Raw genomic sequence first — 18,196 nt, forward strand, 5'->3', positions numbered from 1 at the left:
CCTTTATCAGGAGAAAAAGTGAATTAAATCCAAGAATAAACATTTTCCTCCGCTATCCCAAACCATTGTCAGAGTAAAACATTGTTTTATGAATCAAAGACATGTATAAAACTCCTTTTCTATCATTTACACAGTTATTTATTAGCGAAAAAGGAAAAAATATGGGAATCTATGTTAAAATGAATAGGGAGGTTAAATTTTTCGGACAAGACATAAAGAGATTGGAGTTTTAAAAAATGAAAAAAAGCAGTATATTTTTTGCAGCAATCCTGCTTGTTCTTTTATTAGCAGGCATGTCTGCATGCAGCAATGCATCTGAAAGTGATTCAGCGAACAACACAAATAATAAGCAGTCAGAAACTGATCAAAAAGCAGAAAACAAAGACGTTTCTTCTCCGTCTAATGAGTCACCTGCAGATAGTACAGAAACTGCTGAAAATAGTAAGGGTAGCCAGATGGATGAACCGGCCAGCGAAGATAAATCGCAAACTGGCGATAAAGTAGAGGGAAGAAAAGCGGAGTTTATCAAAAAATTAGATAACATCCAAAAAGAAGTAGATGCAATGCCTGATAAGAAGGATTCAGATAAAGGCGTAACAAATGCAATGAAAAATTACTATGGCGTATCCTATGAAAAGTACGATGAGGCCCTGAACGAGATTTATAGCATTTTAAAAGCAGAGTTAGCACCAGAGGTAATGAATAATTTGAAAGCAGAACAAATGAAGTGGATTGAACAAAAGGAAGCGGCAGCAAAGGAAGAGAGAGCAAAATATAGTGGCGGTACGTTTGAGAATGTTGCCAATTATATTTCTTTATACGAATCAACTAAGAAAAGATGCTATGAATTAGTGAATGAATATATGGCAGATTAGCCGTCTTTATCAATGCCACCTGGATACGACATTTATAGGCAACATATGTCGGACGAAATGTCTCTAATTTTTATAATATAGGAAGTGAAAGGAGGGAATCTATGGACTGGCTGGATAGAATGAATAATGTACTAGACTACATAGAAGCAAATCTAGAAGGAGAGATAGACTACAAAGAATTAGCCAAAATTGCGTACTGTTCCGAGTTCCATTTTTCGAGAATGTTTGCATCTATATCTGGATTTACCCTATCTGAATATATTAGACGCAGACGTTTAACGCTTGCTGCTTTTGAATTACAACAAAGCGATAGGCGGATTATTGAAATTGCTCAATTATATGGTTATGAATCGGCTGATTCTTTTTCTCGCGCTTTCAAGAAACTGCATGGAATAAAGCCTTCTGAATGCCGCCATCAAGGAACACAGCTAAAGGCCTTTCCAAAAATCTCCTTTCAAATCGCTATGAAAGGGGACACAGAAATGGAATATCGAATCGAAAATATAGACTTTGAAGTAAAGATTGTTGGGAAAAGCAATCCGGTTCAAACAAGTAAAGCTTTTAAAAAAATCCCGACCATCTGGAGCAAAGCGAAAAAAGATGGATTTATGCAGGAATTGATTGATCTATCTTGGGAAAATCCGAAGTGCTTACTGGAAGGCATTTTAGGTATTTGTGGGAAAGAAGCCGCCATAATGGACGAGGAATTCAATTATTTTACGGGTGTCCGGTATGAGGGAGAAGTAAAAAATGGGATGGAAACCATCTTAATTCCTCCAGCAACATGGGCTGTTTTTCCCAATATTGTTGAAGCATGGAAACGATTATATTCCGAGTGGATTCCTACCTCTGGATATGAGCTTGCTAATTTACCATGTATAGAATGTTATTATGGCCCAGGACATAAACCTCGCCATGAACTCTGGGTGCCTATTATTCCTAAACCATCCAAGTAAATGGCTATAAAAGTAGCTATTAAGAAGGATAACGATGTTTCTTCTCTAATATCTTTATATCGACAAACCGAAAGCCCTGCTTCTTACACAGGGCTTTTTTTAAAATCTCCATTAAGGATCGAATACATATATAAATCATCAAACTTTCCGCGTGTATACTCATAATGCCTTAATAGGCCTTCTTTTAAGAAGCCGTGTTTTTCGACTAATTTTTGGGAGGCTGTATTGGCTGGTTCGATTAAGGCCTCGACTCTTTCTAAGCTAAGCTGTTGAAATCCATAGGCGAGAACAGCGTTGAGGGCTTCGCCTGCGATTCCTTGCCCCCAATAGCTTCTGCTTAATTCATAGCCAATTTCTGCTTTATAATGCTTTGGCTCTCTATTCAGAAAGCCGCAGCTCCCTATAACGGTGTTCTCCTTTTTCAATGTGATGCACCAGCGTATGCCAGTGCCTTTTTCCCAGATTGATTTGTACCAATTTATTTCTTCTAATACATCATATGCTGACTTGTAAGGTTCAAGCCCCATATGCTGCACTACCTCTTGATCCGATAAGTAGATATACATATCTTTTGCATCTTCATTTGTTGCCTGTCTTAAATGCAAACGCTCTGTTTCTATGATAGGGAATGGCTGCTTCATTGACAATACTCCTTTTTTCTAAATACAATGGATAGGTGTATACTTCAACAAGAAACAGATAAATTCCTGCAATTGTCTTCTAAAGATGGAGAAAAGTCCGCAGAATATATATTTGAATTAAAATAATAGAAGAGGAAGTGAAACAATGGATTTAGAAACAGTTATGCAGGAACTAGAAGCACTAGGGAAGGAAAGAACGAAAAAGATTTATATGGGAAACGGAGCGCAGGAGCCGGTTTTTGGGGTTGCAACAGGTGCGATGAAGCCACTTTCCAGGATAATTAAGAAAAATCAGCCCTTAGCAGAAGAACTATATGCAACGGGTAACTATGATGCCATGTATTTTGCAGGGGTTATTTGTGATCCAAAGAGCATGACAGAGGAAGATTTTGAACGGTGGATTGATGCAGCTTATTTTTACATGATTTCCGATTACATAGTAGCCGTTTCTTTAGCGGAAACTGATTTTGCCCAAGCTGTTGCTGATAAGTGGATCGAAAGCGGTGAAGAATTTCGTATGTCAGCCGGATGGAGCTGTTATTGCTGGCTGTTAGGAAACCGCAAGGACGAGGAATTTAGTGAAACCAAGCTTGCAAGCATGTTGGAGCAAGTGAAAAATACGATTCATCAAGCTCCAGATATTGTGAAATCCTCTATGAACAACTTTATTGCCACTGTGGCCATTTCCTATGTTCCCTTACATGAGCTGGCAGTAGAAACAGCTAAAGCAGTAGGTCCAGTGGAAATCAAGAAAGGCAAGAAAAAAAGCACGACCTCGATTGTAGCAGACAGAATACAAAAAGAGCTGGACAGAGGAATGCTTGGGTTCAAGCGGAAATATGTAAGATGTTAAAGAAAAAGGCCAAATTCCTTCATGTTCAGGGGGAATTTGACCTTTTGTTTATCCTTTGTATTTATGAAAAACCTTTTCTAAACCAGAAGGCAAATGTCTTAGTCATATATAAAACGAGGAAGTCGATACTGACAGCAAGCCACCAATGCCAGTTTAGATCATGTATAAGATTGCTATTTTTCTCTACTAAAAACATATAAAGATGTATGCCATTGCTAAAGATTAAGTAATAGAGGAAAATTTTTAGCCGATGTTTCTTTTCCGGATAATAGAGAAGAAAAAGAACAGCGAAGGTTGGCAATACTATGTAGTAGAGGGAGAAACTCATTTTTGTTGCATGCGAAAATTCTCTATATGGAAATCTCACCAAGTCCATCGATACTTGTATATGTGTAAAGATCCAAGCAGTTGCATGGGCAAATAAAAAAACAATTTGAAAATATCTTTTTCTCTCTTTCGGAATAAAGCGAATGAGTAAAAACAAACAGACAACCCATGAAACAATTAAAATAATTAGTTCCTTATTCATTGTATTTCAGTTCCTTTTTAAACCAACTATAGTAAGTATGGTTAATATACAATGTGACTATAACACTTAGCAGCGTATAATATCCGTGCCAACTAAGATAGTCCACGAGTTCGGTGTAGCGCTCTATTACTACTTCAAGACAAGTAAAGAATCCAGCAAAGAGAAAATAATAGAAGAATTTTCCTGTTTTTTTAAATTTTTTGGGAAAGTATAAACTAAACATAATCGCTGTCACAGGGAAAAGGAAAAACTCAAATGTAAAGCTAGACCGGTTAAATTCGTTTGCGGAGGAGAAGAGTTGAACAGGGTAGTCAATCATATTCCATTCCACAGCAAGTAACCCGGCAGGCCAGGTAATAATCTGCAGAGATAAAAATATCACCCACGCATCTCTCGTTTTCTGTTTGGGAACAAGTAAGAAAATGGCAAGGATACTGATTGCGATAATCCCGACTAAAATCCATCTTTCCATATTCATGGCAATTTCACCTGCTCAAATAGATAGTTATTCATAGTATTGCCGCGGGGACAGAATTTATCCAGAAAAATAAAATGGAAGACTTCTAGATTATTCTACCCTTAACAAGTGAAGGCAGGTGGAAAGCAACTGTCCATTGGCAGATAGAGAAGTAATAGCAGCAAACAAATTTATTGCTTGCGTTCTCTGGCTTTCCCGTAATGTTTCCAAACATAATAAATGCACCAAAATACAATCGGCAAAGATAAGGGAATATAACTCTTTTCTGGTGGAAGAAAGAGAATAAGTACAATTCCTATTATTAAAAAAGAAGGCATTAATAGCCAATACTTTTTATCTATGTTCATTTGTACCACTCCAAATAGTTTGTTTATTACATATACGCGCTAGTGGATGAGAAAGTTTCCTTTCGTTATCAAACTTTCCCCAAGAATGAGAAAAATGCTGTTTTTTCTATAACCAAATTGTTAAGACTGCATATGATAAAGTGGATGGACAACCAATAACTTGCCAGCTAGGAACGCGAAAAACTCTGCTCATTTCATCCTGAGCAGAGTTTTTTTTAGCAAAAAATTAATAATCAATCTGTTTATGATTAATTTGGATAGATATTTTATCGGGAACTTCTTTTTTTGTTTGTTCCAGATTGGAGACGGAGGAAGTTTGGAGGCGATGGGAATCTGGTGGACCAATGACAACAGATTCCTTCAGCGCAGAAAAAGCATTGGCAACCTTTTCTGAATCCACTCCATATGCTGCTTCAAAAACCTCTGGTGGAGTTAAGCGTAATGTATCGGAGCCTTCCGCACTTTCAAACTGGTCATTATTAAAGAAGAGATGTAAGTGCAATTTCTCTGTCGTCGGCTGTATCCAATGCCACCATGCCATTGGAATAAATACGACATCCCCAACCTTCGCATGGTAATGATGAAGTTTTCTTGTATCTGGATCAACAATCGAAATCATTGCTTCTCCGGATACAATGACATCTAATTCCCATGCGTTTGGATGCCAATGTGGCTCTCGCATATGTCCTCTTGTTAAAAATAAATCGACAAAGGCTCCACCGATCATAGCTGGTAATTGTGTGGAAGTAACTTTATAGGCAATGTTTTCGGGATTTCTTTCAAAAAATACATTATCACGACTGTTATAAATAAGATTAGGAGTGCCACTTGATGAATGAATATTCGTGTTATCAGGAATATAGCCTGACTTTGACATGCGTTTTTCCTCCAATACATAATTTTTAAGGAATAGATCCTATTTTTTAATATGCACATGGAATGACGATGGTGTTAAGGAGAGCAAGAAAAGAGGAAGAAAAAATGGAAGATGCCATAATGCATCTCCCATTTTTTAAGCTTAATTATTTAAATCCATAAGGCCTGATGCATGCTCATTTGGCATATCTGGCAGTTCTGGAACTGGATAGCCTTGCGGTGGTGGAACGACATTTAAATCGCCATTATTTCGGCTAGGGGTTGTGCCTTGAAAAATCTCACCGATTCTCGTGTCGTCTAGGCGGAAATTAAATTGGGCATTGTGGAAGCCCATCTCTACATATTTGCGGCATTCAGGATATTTATTAATATCGTAGTTTGGAACAGGCAGAATTTTCCCCCAATCTACTCCTAATGTTTCTAATGCTTTGGCAAAAGCATTTTGATGAGCATTATCACGAACGATTAAAAAAGCAATCGTTTCTCTTAATGTCTTATTATCGCTCATTTCATAAATTCTTGATTTTTGAAGAACTCCTGTTGATTCTAACATTACATTATTGAGAAGATTAGCAACGAGGTTTCCATGGTCGTACACCCAAGAACCATTCCATGGATTTCCGCCTGCATCGACAGGAAGAGAAGCTTTTGCACCAATTATATAATGGTGAGGGTTTGCCCCGCCTTTGATGACATCATCTAAAGGAGCTCCATCACTTGCCATATTTCCTGGCATGCTACCACCAGAATCGTTTAGAAGCTGATTGATAGTGGATTGTACAAGCTCTACATGGCTAAGCTCTTCCAAGAATACGCCGCGGATAAGATCACGATACTGTTTTGCTTTTCCACGGAAGTTAGCGCTTTGAAAGGAGAACTGCATTAGTGTTCTCATTTCTCCAAACTGTCCGCCTAATGCCTCCTGCAATACTTTTGCTGCATTTGGATCTGGTTTGTCTGGGACGATCATATTGATTAAATCTTCTTTATAAAAATACATACATCATCTAGCTCCTTTTTGATAATCTGCATATCGTTTTTATGATTCCAAAAGTAGCTGAATCTATTCTGTACTAGAGAGAGTTGGAAATTTTTTGATAGGAAAAGATGATGATTTTTGTTAGAGTGAAGGAAGCATTTTGCTAATGGGGGAACATGAAAAGATTAGTCATCATGACAGTGGGCGTGACACATAGCGGAAAGTCCACTTTTTACGCAAACGTTAAAAGCAGACTTGAAAACGCGATTGTCATGGATCAAGATAATCATGCAGAATTTTTGCAGACCTATTATGAAAAGCTTTTGCCAAAGAAGTGGCCTAATCTTATTAAGCATGCTCTCACAAAAACAATTGTTGATTATGCCGTCCATCACTCTGACTGTCATCTCATTTTGAGTAATAGCAATCGCGAAAGTCGGATGGAACTGCTTCAATAGTATAAAACACATGGTTTCACGACGATTCTTGTCCATTTTGATCTGCCGATAGAGCTGCTAAAGGAGAGAATTGCGAGAAGCAAGCAGGGAAAATTACGTTTGAGAACAGCAGCCACTTACGAAGTCGCTTCTTGAGCGTCAGCATAAATAAGCAGCGAAGGGGTAGCGGATTATTTATATAGGGTAAAGCAGGAAGCAGATATCTCAGTTACGAGGGATTTGATTGTTAGTATATTTAAGTAGGCTAAAAAAATTGATTCCTGAGATGAATGGAGTCCATTTTTCATGACCATTAATCTCAGGATTTTATTTATTTAAGGCAACTTAAAAAACAGCATTTTCCTTAAATAAATAGTAAGATAATAGCTTTTCTGTATTTGCTTTTAATTCTGTATTAGCAAATCGGTGAACTTCGTGATAGTTGGCTACATAGTAATGATACTCGGTAAAGTTTTTATCCATATTGCCTTTTATTAGTTTTAATTTCTTTCTATCCATTTTTTCTTTGAAGCCTTTTAAATCATCTTGGACTTTTTTCATCGTATGTTCGATTAAGTTTAGATAGACTTGATTAAGTTTAAAGGGAGTTGTTTTTGCTTGCTGGTAATCTCTTTCTAAAACAGTTAGCAAGAGAGGCAAATAAATGAGATGTTCCAGTATTTTTATGTCTTCCTTTGATAGTCTATTCATGGTGATTTCCTTTAAATTATAGGCGTTCCACATCGATTAATAGATGGAATGGAATGTAGTGAATAACATTGGTTTCGTCTTCTATCCGAAGTTCCTTTTTTAAGTAGTCAATAAAAACAGTTCTGCCAATGAATGTTTCGATAAATCCATTTTTAAATAATGAAAATTGCAGAAATAAATGATATTCCATTCCCTCGTGAATAAGTAAATCGATATCATTTAATTTTTCTTGATCTAATTCTGGCTTTTTTATTTTTTTTTCATTTAATAGCTCTTCTTTCACAGCAGCAACATGTTCTGGCAGCATCATTGCTACCCATTTTTTTGTTCCACGGTCTTTAATCATGTAAACACTCTCCTTATATTATTATAATAAAACGAACAGACGTTCTTTTCAATACTTTTTCGAGAACGTTTGTTCGTTTTATAATATGCACATAATGATTATATATATGTGAAGTTAGAAAAAATCGTAGCGTATAGGAAACCACTGGTTAGGTGAGTGCGTATAAAACATAAAAGCGAGGGTGATCGAAGAGAGTAGGGGATTTTCGGTTTCGCTAATAAACGTGGAGGAGCTGATTATATGTTTGACTATCAATTTGTTTCCATTCCCGTTAAAGGATTGAGTGGAATACTCAAAATGGATTATCAACCAATTTGTTCATGAATATGCAAGAAACGGTGGAGTTGCTTTTAACAATGGAGCTAGTTTTTGAAAAAAAACGAAAAGAAGGGGAAGGCAGTGGGCCTTCCCTTTTTATTTAATCGGTCTTTCCAGTGTCAATAATTCGTCTTCAAGAGAGCTGGCTCTTTCTTCCACGATTTTTCTTGCATCTTTTACTCCAGCATTATAAAAATGGGGAGCAAGGGAGTCTTTCACAAAGTCTAACACTCGTTCGGCAGCAAATTCCGAAATCTCTTCTTCTCGCTCTTGAGAAAAAAAGAATTGAATGTCTGCAATCATTGCTTTTTGTTGTTCTCTAGTCAATTTATAAAACATGGTATCCCGTCCTTTATTTTGAGTTTTCCCATTCTTCACGCAACAAACCATAGATAACATGGTCGACATAATGGTCATAAAGCCATTCTGCTTGTCTAATAATCCCTTCTTCTGTAAATCCAAGTCTTTCTGGAAGTGCTCTGCTTTTTTTATTTTCGCTTGCTGCTGCAATTTGAATACGATTAAGCTTTAATTCAGTGAAGCCATAATGGATGATTGCTTGGCATGCCTTTGTCATAATTCCCTTTCCCTGATATTCTTCCCCTAACCAATAGCCAATTTCACCAATCTTACTTGTACGGTTAATCACGTTGAAACCAATGGTTCCGGCAATTTTTCCTTTATAGAGAATGGCTGTGGATTTTGGATAGCCGCCCATTTCAATAATTTCTTGCAGTCTTTGCCGAATATTTTCTTTTGTGTCTTCTACTGTTCGCGTATAATCGAGCCAGCCGAGCCATTCCTTTAAATAGGCTTTATTTTTCATCGTTAATTGGAAAAATTGTTCGGCATCATCTAAACGGAACATTCTCAGTGCTAAATCTTCATCAATTGTATGTTCAAACATATGTATCCCTCCGCGGTTAGATTATGTATATTCTTTCATTGTAAGGGAAGTGAATCAGAAGTTCATTACTTTTTTCTTCGCTAACACAATAGTTGTAATTCGAGACATCTCCTGTTTTAATAGAGAAGAAGATATGATTTTTGTGTCATTATTAAGGAGGATATATTCATAGTGGAGATAGGTATTAGTACGTTTGTAGAGACAACTCCAGACCCGCATACAGGGAAGGTAGTAAGCCATGCAGAGCGAATTCGTCAAGTAGTGGAGGAAATTATTTTAGCAGATAAAGTTGGGTTAGATGTTTTTGGCGTAGGAGAACATCATCGAAAAGATTATGCCGCGTCCGCACCTGCGCTTATTTTAGCAGCAGCAGCCACACAGACAAGTAAGATTCGGTTAACAAGTGCGGTGACGGTTCTTTCTTCTGATGATCCGGTTCGGGTGTTTCAAGATTTTGCAACATTGGACGGGCTATCAAATGGACGTGCCGAAATTATGGCCGGCCGAGGTTCTTTTATTGAATCATTTCCGCTCTTTGGCTATGATTTAAATGATTATAATGAATTATTTGATGAAAAATTAGATTTGCTTTTAAAATTGCAAGCATCCGAGAAAGTAACATGGAGTGGAAAGCATCGTGCAGCTATTCAGAATCGTGGTGTTTATCCACGGCCAGTGCAAGATCCACTGCCAATATGGATTGGAAGTGGAGGAAATAGTGAGTCTGTTGTACGAGCTGGGATTCTTGGATTACCACTAGTGTTAGCGATTATCGGAGGAAACCCGGCAAACTTTGCCCCGCTTGTCGACCTGTATTACCGTGCAGTGGAGCATGCCGGTCATGATCCGAAAAAGTTAACGGTCGCGTCTCATTCTCATGGATTTGTAGGAGAAGATCCACTGCTTGCAGCAGATGCATTCTTCCCATCTACTCAATATGCCATGAATGTGCTTGGGAAAGAAAGAGGATGGGAACCATATACTCGAGAAACTTTTGATGCCGCTTGCAGTGAAACTGGAGCCTTATATGTCGGAGATCCGCGTACTGTCGCAGATAAAATTATTGCACTGCGCAAAAATGTGGGAATCACACGATTTATGCTCCATGTTCCTGTTGGCAGCATGCCACACGACCAAGTGATGCGTTCAATCGAATTGCTTGGAACAGAAGTTGCCCCAATTGTCCGCAAAGAAATTGCCGAATGGGAAAGTAATAATTAAAAAGATAAGGACTGCTCGTTAAGAAGCAGTCCTTATCTTTTTATCGGAGATGATAAATTTTTGAAACCAGTAATTAAGAAAAGAGAGGCCATATGCAATTAAGAATAAATGAATGGATGTGAATTTTTTTAATTTATAAAAGCCTACTTTTTGAAAAAAGGAATTTAGTGGAAACGAAAAAATAAGATCCATGATTAAGTTTACTAATGTGTACACAAGGAATCTTTTTTGTGTTAAATGAAATATCCAAATATTAATGGCGGCGAAAGGTCCGAATATAAACCCTAATGCGTCTGCGACCAATGATTTTAATCCGCCTTTGACCTCCCACCATTTAAAGATAAGTGATAAGAGCGTTTCAATTAAGAGGATAGAAGCAGAGAAAAAAGTAACCGGAAGAAATTTTTTAATTGCTGATTTTGGAAGAAAAAACAAGCTTCCCCAACTAATCAGAACCATAAAAATTCGTAAAATAACAATCGACATTGGATTTCATCTCCATTTTGAAATTTTCTTAAATATGAAATATCTTTAGTTTTCTTCTATAATAATAATTTTATTCTCAGTAGAGTCGGAAAATTGCAGAATAAAGTTTGATTTGCTAAAGGGGATGGAACAGCAGAAAATAAAAAATCCATCATTAATTAATGATGGACTGGCAGTAAGGACAGGTGATATCAGTTAACTGCTTAAATTCAATTCGTTTAAAGTCTGATTTTTTAAAGGTGGAGTATGATTTATACTTTGATCCACACATACAATAATTTTTGTCCTTTACAACATGTCTAAGACAAGGCTTTTCATCCGTTACTACAGTTGGGTAAAACATTAACATTCCTCTTTTCTAATTTTATAAGGCAAATTAGACAGGAAGATTTATTAACAAGATATACAATAATCTTGGCAACCCGGCTGCCATAGCATTTCGCTTTAGGCCCGTGGCTTTGCGTCTTTTACTTTCGTAAAATTTGCCCAAACTTAATTCTACCATGTTCCTCTGTTAATTCAAGGTATAAAGTCATGATTTTTTAATGTTTTTTGTAAAAAAAATGAGTTTATAGTCCTATTTGCTGTCAAATAGGAAATATAGACGCGCGTAAATACTAATTTCAGATATATATTCGATTATATTCATGAATGTGGCAGAGGAAAACGGGATGGATTTTTGGGTATACGGCCAAAAGTGGAAGGGAAACGGGATGGATTTTTGGGTATATCGCCAAAAGTGGCGAAGAAAGAGGATGAATTGCCACTATATCAGCTAAAGTGGAGGGGGAATCAGCCAAACTACAGAATATATCAGCCAAAGTGGAGAGAAAATCAGCCAAACCACAGGGTATATCAGCCAAAGTGGAGAGGAAATCAGCCAAATTACAGATATATCAGCCAAAGTGGAAAGAAAATCAGCCAAACCACAGGGTATATCAGCCAAATTACAGATATATCAGCCAAACCAAATAAAACCCCAACAAAAAAGCCGAGTAGCAATCCAATAGGGCGCGCTTTCTTTATAATTACGCCAAAAAGGATTTCTTCTCGAGCTTATTTATTAGCTTATAATATTTAATTAAAATAAATAATAAGAACGGATTAATAAGAAAGGAGTAGGCGAGTTTCCACCAGCCGTAATGAAAGAATCCCCATGGGGAAGGGAGTAAAGTAAGCCACTCGTATCCCACAATGATAAAATTCCATAGGAAAATAAACAAAATTTTATTTAGAATCCGCTTTTTCATCGGATAAAGGTTTAAGAAAATAATATTTACAGGCGGTACTAAAAATAGAATATGAATGATGGATTCCCAATCTACTTCGGTTTTGCTGAAGTACCAGTAGGCATGATATCCAATATCAATATATAAGTCAAATAGCTGTTGAAATGCAATCGTGAAGATCCATATATGTAAGATTTGATTTACTGTTAACTTTTTATTTGTTTTATAAGCAATCAAGTTAAATAAAAAGACAGAGAGTAATAATCCAAGCATAACATCCTCCTGGAAGTAATTAGATAGTTATACTATTTACTTACTTTGATTAGATTATCCTATATATGTTTTTTTACATTTCTTCTTCTGTAAATATATCTTTTAACATTTTCTCCCGATATTGCAAAAAGTATTTAGTAATTTGATAATGTTCTGTATCCTCATATGCTATTTCTTCGATTTGATCCCCATCGAAGCTTAGAATTGTTGCATTTGGATACCCTAATAGAATCGGAGAATGGGTGGCAATAATAAATTGACATTCTTCTGTTTCTGCTAAATCATGGAGGATGCGGAGAAAGCTTAATTGCCGCTGCGGCGATAGCGCTGCCTCAGGCTCATCGAGCAAATAAATGGCTTCCCCTCTAAAACGATGGAGAAAGAGGGATAAGAAGGATTCGCCATGAGATTGCTGCAATAAGGACTTTCCGCCATAGCTCGCGAATTTTTTATTACTATCGAACTCATCTAGTTGATCAATATGGGTGACAAATTGATAAAAGGATTCGGCCCGCAGAAAGAATCCATTGGTGAGCTTAGTCGGGGACCAAGATAGCTGCAGATATTCTCCTAAATCTGATTGAGAAGCATGAACCTCATAGCGGTTATTTCTTCCGCCGCCTGCTGTGTTAAATTGACATTGATAGGCAATTGCCTCAAGCAAGGTCGACTTTCCAGAACCATTTTCCCCTACAAAAAAAGTCACTTTATTTTGAAAATCGAGGGAGCTGAAATGGCTAATAGCAGGGATTGTAAAAGGATAGCTATTTTTTGATGGGATATTTTCTTCTTTTAAGCGAATTTGTTTTAGCATTTGAAACACCTCATTTTTGTTTATTTTTTATGACCGCCAAGCAGCTGTGCGCGCTGCAAGGCTGTACCGCCAGAAGTGTAGGAAACAGCACGTAAAAGGGCGGTCGATCCATAGCGATTTCGAATAGTATCGACAACATACCCAAGCTTTCTTTTTTTCCAGCCTCCTGTATCAAATAAATCTAATTGCATTTCATTATCATTCTCTAATTTTGTAATAGAAACAGAAATTTGTCTAACGGTTTGTCCTCGGTGATGCTCATGAAATAATTCAAGACAAACTTGATAAATAATCATGGTTACATTGGTCGGATTTTCGATTGTTCGCGAGCGCTGGAAACCGCCGCCGAACTCATCTTTGCTGTAGGAAATGCCTAATGTAACGGTGCGCCCTGCATGGTGATTACTTCGTGCTCTTTTGGCAACATCTTCGCACATTTCAAGAAGAACTGATTTGATTTCATCAATCTCTTTATAATCCCGTAATAAAATCTGACTTTTCCCATAGCTGATTTGTCCCTGCATAATAGGTGCGCCAATTTCCGATAAATCAATGCCCCAAGCATGATGGTAAAGTTGATTGCCCATAATTCCAAATTTTTTCTCTAGTAAGCCTAAATCATAGTGTGCAAGTTGACCAACAGAGAATATGCCCATATTATTTAATGTTTTTTCCGTTCGCTTCCCAATCCCCCACATATCGCGTAAAGGGGAGATAGGCCATAGTTTATCTGGAATGTCTTTATAAGTCCATCTGCTTATACCACCATCTGCTTTTTTTGCTTCTAAATCGAGGCAAAGCTTCGCCATCAGCATATTGGGACCGATGCCGATTGTTGAAGGCAGCCCAAACTCACGCATAATATCAGCTTTTATTTTTTGTGCTATTTGGAAGGGAGTGCCCAAGCTTTTTTCCATTCCACTGACATCCAGAAAGCTTTCATCGACAGAATAGGTATGGACAGCAGTCACAGGGACATATCGAAAAAATAATTTCGTTATTTCCGTTGACACCCGAACGAATAGTCCCATTTGGGGATTACTTACAATAATTCGTGGATCATCTGGTATTTCAAAAAGGCGGGAGCCAGTCTTTATCTTAAAATCCTTCTTCATAGCAGGAGATGCCGCAAGTACGACACTGCCTTTTTGATCGGTATTGCCGACAACAACTAGATGACAGGTTAGAGGGTCTAAACCTTTAGTGACCGCTATAATACTTGCATAAAAGCTTTTCATATCAACGCAAAGAATCGCTCTATTGGCCAATTGGTCATAATCAAACACGGTAGTGCTCCTTTTTTTATTGTTTTGTATGTTTACTAAGCTGTGAAAAGGAATAGAGTGCATATGATTATTCTTATCCTTGAATACGAAACTCTTGTTTTAGATGGTTTTGCCAGTTAAACGATCGATCGTTCCATGGTTAAAAAGATCGTAGTGAAGCAAAAGATTATATTCGAGTCCTTCTAGTAAGAGTAGTTCTATTCTGTATTTTATCTTTTTCTAAAATGAGAATTGATATTTTTTCGGGTTACTCTAAAATCTCTTTTATACTTTGAACATGCTCCGGCGGCAGCATCGCTGTCCATTTAATCGAACCTCGATTACGTATTCATCATCTCCTTAATGGTTTTATCATATCAGAACAAACGTTCGTAAACAAGAAGGGGAACAAGAAAAATAAGAGGTAAAAGAAGGAAATGAATTATTAGAGAATAAAAATTTTACGTATCCAAAAAGTAAAAAAACTTTCAACGTCTATAAAACAAGAATTGACAACAAGAAATTATCGTGCTAATATTTTGTTAATTCAAAATCGAATAAAAACTCTTATATAGAGAGGTGGAGGGACTGGCCCGTCGAAGCCTCAGCAACCATTCTTTTTAAAGAAAAGGTGCTAATTCCAGCAAAGCTACTATGCTTTGAAAGATAAGAGGGGGATAAGGATACAAGGTGAAACCTCTCTTTTTTTTAAGGGAGGTTTTTTATTTTTTACACAGGACAATTGAATAGCGCAAATAGGTGCTGTGAATGAAGTATTCATAGCTTAAAAGGGAAGACCGGTTAGAATCCGGCACGGTCCCGCCACTGTAAAGAGGAGCAATTTCTCAATATCCACTGTCTTTTTAGATGGGAAGGGGAGAAAGAGTGATGATTCTAAGTCAGGAGACCTGCCTATTTTGTAAGTAAGCTACTCTACGTGGATATAGAGGAGGGAGACCATGTGTTGGGACAAAGCGTATCTCAACTCTAGTTAGTGCTGACTAAAATGAGAGAAAATCTCATAAGAGTCTGACTCCACTGTTTATCCAAGAAGCAAGAATGTAGGAAGCTTCTGTAAAGAGAATGTGGATGTCAGACTCTTTTTTTACTAACTTTCGGCTGAGAAAAAATAAGAAATGGGGAAAAGAAATGTACAAAAGTTCTAATTTAGGCTATCCGAGAATTGGAGAAAAGCGAGAATGGAAAAAAGCATTGGAACGTTATTGGAAGGGAGAGTGTTCAGAAGAAGAGCTTTTACAAGAAACGAAAAACCTTCGATTGAAAAACTTACAAAAGCAAAAGCTTCAAGGAATTGACTTGATTCCAGTTGGCGATTTTAGTTTCTATGACCATGTATTAGATACGGCTGCAATGTTTGGGCAAGTGCCAGCTAGATTTGCTTATGATGGGGGCAGGGTCCCGTTACAAACTTATTTTCAGATAGCTCGCGGAAATCCGGCTGCTGTAGCAGCAGCCATGAAAAAATGGTTTAACACAAATTATCACTATATCGTGCCAGAGCTTGGGGAGAGAACACCAACATTAACGGAGAATCGCCCGCTGTTTTTTTATCGGGAAGCAAAAGCAGCATTAGGAATCGAGGGGAAACCAGTATTATTAGGACCGCTGACCTTTGTCAAATTAGCAAAAGGCTATGAAGAAGATAAGCTTGCAGAAACAGTGGCATCCTATCTTCCTTTATATGCGCAGGTTTTAAAAGAGCTAGAAGCAGAAGGGGTACAATGGCTTCAAATTGATGAACCATATTTAGTAACAGATGTCACAGCAAGAGAATGGGAGATCACGCAGCAAATATATCAAACATTGCGAGAAGCGGCTCCAAACTTAAAAATAATTCTCCAAACCTATTTTGATTCTGTAACAGATTATAAAACAATTGTTTCGTTGCCTGTTGCAGGAATCGGTTTAGATTTCGTTCATGATGATGGAGAGAATTTAGTATCCATCCAGCAATACGGATTTCCCCAAGATAAAATCCTAGCGGCAGGCATTATTGATGGTAGAAATGTATGGAGAGCTAATTTAGAGGAAAAGTGGAATCTGTTTACAGAGATACAGAAAGCAATCGGAAGTGATAAGTTAATTGTTCAGCCGTCATCCAGCTTACTTCATGTACCGGTAACAGTGAAGGAAGAGCAAATCACTCCCATTTTAAAAGAAGCACTTTCTTTTGCAGATGAAAAACTACAAGAATTAAATGCATTAACAGAAGGAATTAGAAAAGGAAAAGCAGTCATTCAAGCAGAAATCAATAAAAGCGTAGAAGCAATCGGTCAATTGAATGCCTCCTCAGCAAGAAATAATCAACGCCTTCAAGAAGAATTAAAATGGCTTCCTGATAAAGTGGAAAGAAGCGAAAATGCAAAAATCAGACAGCAAGCACAACAAGAAGCTTTTAAACTCCCTATTCTTCCAACCACTACAATCGGAAGTTTTCCGCAGACAAAGGAAGTAAGGAAGGAACGCTTGCGATGGCGAAAAGGAGAAATAACGAATGAGGAGTACGAGACTTTTATTCAAGCAGAAATAAAAAAATGGATGGAAATACAAGAAGACTTGGGATTAGATGTATTGGTACATGGAGAATTCGAACGAACCGATATGGTTGAATATTTTGGCGAAAAACTAGCTGGTTTTCAGTTTACAACATTCGGCTGGGTTCAATCCTATGGTTCCCGCTGTGTGAAGCCGCCTATTATATATGGAGATGTGGCCTATGTGAATCCAATGACGGTGAAAGAAACGGTTTATGCCCAAAGTCTGACGAATAAGCCTGTGAAAGGAATGCTGACAGGGCCCATTACGATTTTAAACTGGTCTTTTGTAAGAGATGATATTTCACGAGCAGAAGTTGCCAAACAAATTGCCTTCAGCCTTAAGAATGAAGTAGAGGAGCTTGAGAAAAACGATATACGCATGATCCAAGTAGATGAACCGGCACTTCGTGAAGGGCTGCCATTGAAAAAAGAAAAGTGGCAGGGCTATTTAAATACTGCCGTCTATTCTTTTAAACTTGCTACCACTTTTGTGGAAAAGGAAACACAAATTCATACCCATATGTGTTATTCGAATTTTGAAGACATTATCGATGCTATTGATGCCCTGGATGTGGATGTCATTTCTATTGAAACTTCGAGAAGTCACGGTGAATTTATTCAAACATTTGCAAATAAAACATATGAGAAAGGAATTGGCCTTGGTGTATATGATATACATAGTCCTAGAGTGCCAACAAAAGAAGAAATAATGCAAACAATCGGAAACTCCTTAGGTGTTTTGGATCCACAATTATTCTGGATTAATCCTGATTGCGGCTTGAAGACTAGAAATGAAGAAGAAACGATTCGTGCACTTGAAGTAATGGTAGAGGCAGCGAAAGAAACAAGAGAAAAGCTATTTGTGCAAAAACAGTAATTGATCGTAAAAACTTGTAACCTTGGTTGCAAGTTTTTTTTGCATTCCCATTAAAAATGTCCAAGGTTTGCCACAAAGTTTTTTTCAAAAAGCTGAATAAAATGGTCATTTCATGTATAATATTAGTGGCTTTAAGTAATGACAGATAGATAAGCGCTTAAATACAGTAACTAAAAGTTGAAGAAGTACCGTGTTTTTATCTATAATAAATAAGTTGAAT

At 37.3% G+C, this 18,196-nt stretch carries 22 protein-coding genes and 3 riboswitches; of the genes, 7 read left to right on the forward strand and 15 right to left on the reverse strand.

The annotated features are described in order from the left end of the window. The first annotated feature begins 236 nt into the window (after positions 1-236). Entirely contained in the window at positions 237-875 is a 639-nt protein-coding gene (locus NX902_RS10695) for a lysozyme inhibitor LprI family protein (protein WP_163187536.1), read from the forward strand. Positions 876-976: 101 nt separating this feature from the next. After that, complete coding sequence (locus NX902_RS10700; protein WP_163187534.1) at positions 977-1,831, forward strand: AraC family transcriptional regulator; 855 nt, start codon at positions 977-979, stop codon at positions 1,829-1,831. Positions 1,832-1,914: 83 nt separating this feature from the next. On the opposite strand, the gene NX902_RS10705 is transcribed toward NX902_RS10700, so the two are convergent. Further along, on the reverse strand, positions 1,915-2,472 hold the full coding sequence (locus NX902_RS10705; protein WP_163187532.1) for a GNAT family N-acetyltransferase: 558 nt from the start codon (positions 2,470-2,472) through the stop codon (positions 1,915-1,917). Between the two features lie 145 nt (positions 2,473-2,617). Between NX902_RS10705 and NX902_RS10710 the strand changes: the two genes are divergently transcribed. Further along, positions 2,618-3,325, forward strand: coding sequence for a DNA alkylation repair protein (locus NX902_RS10710; RefSeq protein WP_341160719.1), 708 nt, complete (start codon positions 2,618-2,620; stop codon positions 3,323-3,325). A 61-nt stretch (positions 3,326-3,386) separates the two neighbouring features. Here NX902_RS10710 and NX902_RS10715 read toward each other — a convergent pair whose 3' ends face one another. The 5 genes from NX902_RS10715 to NX902_RS10735 all read right to left on the reverse strand — a co-directional run bounded on the left by NX902_RS10715 (position 3,387) and on the right by NX902_RS10735 (position 6,555). Beyond that, on the reverse strand, positions 3,387-3,854 hold the full coding sequence (locus NX902_RS10715) for a CBO0543 family protein (RefSeq protein ID WP_095328301.1): 468 nt from the start codon (positions 3,852-3,854) through the stop codon (positions 3,387-3,389). Next, a complete protein-coding gene (locus NX902_RS10720) occupies positions 3,847-4,332 on the reverse strand; it encodes a CBO0543 family protein (RefSeq protein WP_341160720.1) in 486 nt (161 codons plus the stop codon). Before NX902_RS10720 ends, NX902_RS10715 begins: the two co-directional genes overlap by 8 nt. Positions 4,333-4,502: 170 nt before the next feature. Further along, positions 4,503-4,679 carry a hypothetical protein gene (locus tag NX902_RS10725; RefSeq protein ID WP_164463618.1) on the reverse strand — a complete coding sequence of 59 codons (177 nt, stop codon included), beginning with the start codon at positions 4,677-4,679 and terminating at the stop codon, positions 4,503-4,505. Positions 4,680-4,905: 226 nt separating this feature from the next. Then, complete coding sequence (locus tag NX902_RS10730) at positions 4,906-5,556, reverse strand: cupin domain-containing protein (protein ID WP_095328303.1); 651 nt, start codon at positions 5,554-5,556, stop codon at positions 4,906-4,908. A gap of 141 nt (positions 5,557-5,697) precedes the next feature. Continuing rightward, entirely contained in the window at positions 5,698-6,555 is an 858-nt protein-coding gene (locus NX902_RS10735) for a manganese catalase family protein (protein WP_123257539.1), read from the reverse strand. Between the two features lie 155 nt (positions 6,556-6,710). On the opposite strand from NX902_RS10735, the gene NX902_RS10740 reads away from it, so the two are divergent. After that, a complete protein-coding gene (locus NX902_RS10740) occupies positions 6,711-6,992 on the forward strand; it encodes an AAA family ATPase (protein ID WP_235850182.1) in 282 nt (93 codons plus the stop codon). Positions 6,993-7,316: 324 nt separating this feature from the next. On the opposite strand, the gene NX902_RS10745 is transcribed toward NX902_RS10740, so the two are convergent. The 4 genes from NX902_RS10745 to NX902_RS10760 form a co-directional block, all read right to left on the reverse strand. Beyond that, entirely contained in the window at positions 7,317-7,682 is a 366-nt protein-coding gene (locus NX902_RS10745; protein ID WP_095328305.1) for a hypothetical protein, read from the reverse strand. Positions 7,683-7,698: 16 nt separating this feature from the next. Beyond that, positions 7,699-8,028 carry a YolD-like family protein gene (locus NX902_RS10750; RefSeq protein WP_095328306.1) on the reverse strand — a complete coding sequence of 110 codons (330 nt, stop codon included), beginning with the start codon at positions 8,026-8,028 and terminating at the stop codon, positions 7,699-7,701. A 414-nt stretch (positions 8,029-8,442) separates the two neighbouring features. Continuing rightward, complete coding sequence (locus tag NX902_RS10755; RefSeq protein ID WP_095328307.1) at positions 8,443-8,685, reverse strand: DUF2164 domain-containing protein; 243 nt, start codon at positions 8,683-8,685, stop codon at positions 8,443-8,445. A gap of 13 nt (positions 8,686-8,698) precedes the next feature. Beyond that, on the reverse strand, positions 8,699-9,253 hold the full coding sequence (locus tag NX902_RS10760; protein WP_163187528.1) for a GNAT family N-acetyltransferase: 555 nt from the start codon (positions 9,251-9,253) through the stop codon (positions 8,699-8,701). A 171-nt stretch (positions 9,254-9,424) separates the two neighbouring features. Between NX902_RS10760 and NX902_RS10765 the strand changes: the two genes are divergently transcribed. Then, a complete protein-coding gene (locus tag NX902_RS10765; protein ID WP_123259536.1) occupies positions 9,425-10,474 on the forward strand; it encodes an LLM class flavin-dependent oxidoreductase in 1,050 nt (349 codons plus the stop codon). Between the two features lie 18 nt (positions 10,475-10,492). On the opposite strand, the gene NX902_RS10770 is transcribed toward NX902_RS10765, so the two are convergent. Continuing rightward, complete coding sequence (locus NX902_RS10770) at positions 10,493-10,960, reverse strand: hypothetical protein (RefSeq protein ID WP_123257541.1); 468 nt, start codon at positions 10,958-10,960, stop codon at positions 10,493-10,495. 154 nt (positions 10,961-11,114) lie between these two features. Then, positions 11,115-11,303 (reverse strand): hypothetical protein, encoded by a 189-nt coding sequence (locus tag NX902_RS10775; protein WP_141231309.1) that lies wholly within the window; start codon positions 11,301-11,303, stop codon positions 11,115-11,117. 70 nt (positions 11,304-11,373) lie between these two features. Further along, a riboswitch (cyclic di-GMP riboswitch) is annotated at positions 11,374-11,457 on the reverse strand. Positions 11,458-11,639: 182 nt separating this feature from the next. Here NX902_RS10775 and NX902_RS10780 point away from each other — a divergent pair. Then, on the forward strand, positions 11,640-12,041 hold the full coding sequence (locus tag NX902_RS10780; RefSeq protein WP_341160721.1) for a hypothetical protein: 402 nt from the start codon (positions 11,640-11,642) through the stop codon (positions 12,039-12,041). On the opposite strand, the gene NX902_RS10785 is transcribed toward NX902_RS10780, so the two are convergent. From NX902_RS10785 to NX902_RS10795, 3 genes are all read right to left on the reverse strand, one after another. Further along, on the reverse strand, positions 11,989-12,462 hold the full coding sequence (locus NX902_RS10785; protein WP_095319988.1) for a hypothetical protein: 474 nt from the start codon (positions 12,460-12,462) through the stop codon (positions 11,989-11,991). The two genes, NX902_RS10780 and NX902_RS10785, sit on opposite strands and share 53 nt — an antisense overlap. 73 nt (positions 12,463-12,535) lie before the next feature. Beyond that, the gene (locus tag NX902_RS10790; RefSeq protein WP_341160722.1) at positions 12,536-13,276 is read right to left on the reverse strand and encodes an AAA family ATPase; all 741 of its coding nucleotides are present in this window, start codon (positions 13,274-13,276) and stop codon (positions 12,536-12,538) included. 20 nt (positions 13,277-13,296) lie between these two features. Then, positions 13,297-14,514, reverse strand: coding sequence for a Y-family DNA polymerase (locus NX902_RS10795; RefSeq protein WP_217279845.1), 1,218 nt, complete (start codon positions 14,512-14,514; stop codon positions 13,297-13,299). A gap of 591 nt (positions 14,515-15,105) precedes the next feature. After that, positions 15,106-15,214, forward strand: a riboswitch (SAM riboswitch). A gap of 67 nt (positions 15,215-15,281) precedes the next feature. After that, a riboswitch (cobalamin riboswitch) is annotated at positions 15,282-15,471 on the forward strand. 219 nt (positions 15,472-15,690) lie between these two features. Between NX902_RS10795 and metE the strand changes: the two genes are divergently transcribed. Beyond that, positions 15,691-17,976, forward strand: coding sequence for a 5-methyltetrahydropteroyltriglutamate--homocysteine S-methyltransferase (metE, locus tag NX902_RS10800; protein ID WP_341160723.1), 2,286 nt, complete (start codon positions 15,691-15,693; stop codon positions 17,974-17,976). Positions 17,977-18,196 lie beyond the last annotated feature (220 nt).

Origin of the sequence: Niallia sp. FSL W8-0954 (assembly GCF_038005605.1) — a bacterium.
Taxonomy (GTDB): domain Bacteria; phylum Bacillota; class Bacilli; order Bacillales; family Cytobacillaceae; genus Niallia; species Niallia circulans_A.

What these genes read in the sequence shown, in the direction of transcription:
- NX902_RS10695 (WP_163187536.1), top strand. Translation starts at nt 237, where the DNA reads ATGAAAAAAAGCAGTATATTTTTTGCAGCAATCCTGCTTGTTCTTTTA.
- NX902_RS10700 (WP_163187534.1), top strand. Translation starts at nt 977, where the DNA reads ATGGACTGGCTGGATAGAATGAATAATGTACTAGACTACATAGAAGCA.
- NX902_RS10705 (WP_163187532.1), bottom strand. Translation starts at nt 2,472, where the DNA reads ATGAAGCAGCCATTCCCTATCATAGAAACAGAGCGTTTGCATTTAAGA.
- NX902_RS10710 (WP_341160719.1), top strand. Translation starts at nt 2,618, where the DNA reads ATGGATTTAGAAACAGTTATGCAGGAACTAGAAGCACTAGGGAAGGAA.
- NX902_RS10715 (WP_095328301.1), bottom strand. Translation starts at nt 3,854, where the DNA reads ATGAATAAGGAACTAATTATTTTAATTGTTTCATGGGTTGTCTGTTTG.
- NX902_RS10720 (WP_341160720.1), bottom strand. Translation starts at nt 4,332, where the DNA reads ATGAATATGGAAAGATGGATTTTAGTCGGGATTATCGCAATCAGTATC.
- NX902_RS10725 (WP_164463618.1), bottom strand. Translation starts at nt 4,679, where the DNA reads ATGAACATAGATAAAAAGTATTGGCTATTAATGCCTTCTTTTTTAATA.
- NX902_RS10730 (WP_095328303.1), bottom strand. Translation starts at nt 5,556, where the DNA reads ATGTCAAAGTCAGGCTATATTCCTGATAACACGAATATTCATTCATCA.
- NX902_RS10735 (WP_123257539.1), bottom strand. Translation starts at nt 6,555, where the DNA reads ATGTATTTTTATAAAGAAGATTTAATCAATATGATCGTCCCAGACAAA.
- NX902_RS10740 (WP_235850182.1), top strand. Translation starts at nt 6,711, where the DNA reads ATGAAAAGATTAGTCATCATGACAGTGGGCGTGACACATAGCGGAAAG.
- NX902_RS10745 (WP_095328305.1), bottom strand. Translation starts at nt 7,682, where the DNA reads ATGAATAGACTATCAAAGGAAGACATAAAAATACTGGAACATCTCATT.
- NX902_RS10750 (WP_095328306.1), bottom strand. Translation starts at nt 8,028, where the DNA reads ATGATTAAAGACCGTGGAACAAAAAAATGGGTAGCAATGATGCTGCCA.
- NX902_RS10755 (WP_095328307.1), bottom strand. Translation starts at nt 8,685, where the DNA reads ATGTTTTATAAATTGACTAGAGAACAACAAAAAGCAATGATTGCAGAC.
- NX902_RS10760 (WP_163187528.1), bottom strand. Translation starts at nt 9,253, where the DNA reads ATGTTTGAACATACAATTGATGAAGATTTAGCACTGAGAATGTTCCGT.
- NX902_RS10770 (WP_123257541.1), bottom strand. Translation starts at nt 10,960, where the DNA reads ATGTCGATTGTTATTTTACGAATTTTTATGGTTCTGATTAGTTGGGGA.
- NX902_RS10775 (WP_141231309.1), bottom strand. Translation starts at nt 11,303, where the DNA reads ATGTTTTACCCAACTGTAGTAACGGATGAAAAGCCTTGTCTTAGACAT.
- NX902_RS10785 (WP_095319988.1), bottom strand. Translation starts at nt 12,462, where the DNA reads ATGCTTGGATTATTACTCTCTGTCTTTTTATTTAACTTGATTGCTTAT.
- NX902_RS10790 (WP_341160722.1), bottom strand. Translation starts at nt 13,276, where the DNA reads ATGCTAAAACAAATTCGCTTAAAAGAAGAAAATATCCCATCAAAAAAT.
- NX902_RS10795 (WP_217279845.1), bottom strand. Translation starts at nt 14,514, where the DNA reads ATGAAAAGCTTTTATGCAAGTATTATAGCGGTCACTAAAGGTTTAGAC.
- metE (WP_341160723.1), top strand. Translation starts at nt 15,691, where the DNA reads ATGTACAAAAGTTCTAATTTAGGCTATCCGAGAATTGGAGAAAAGCGA.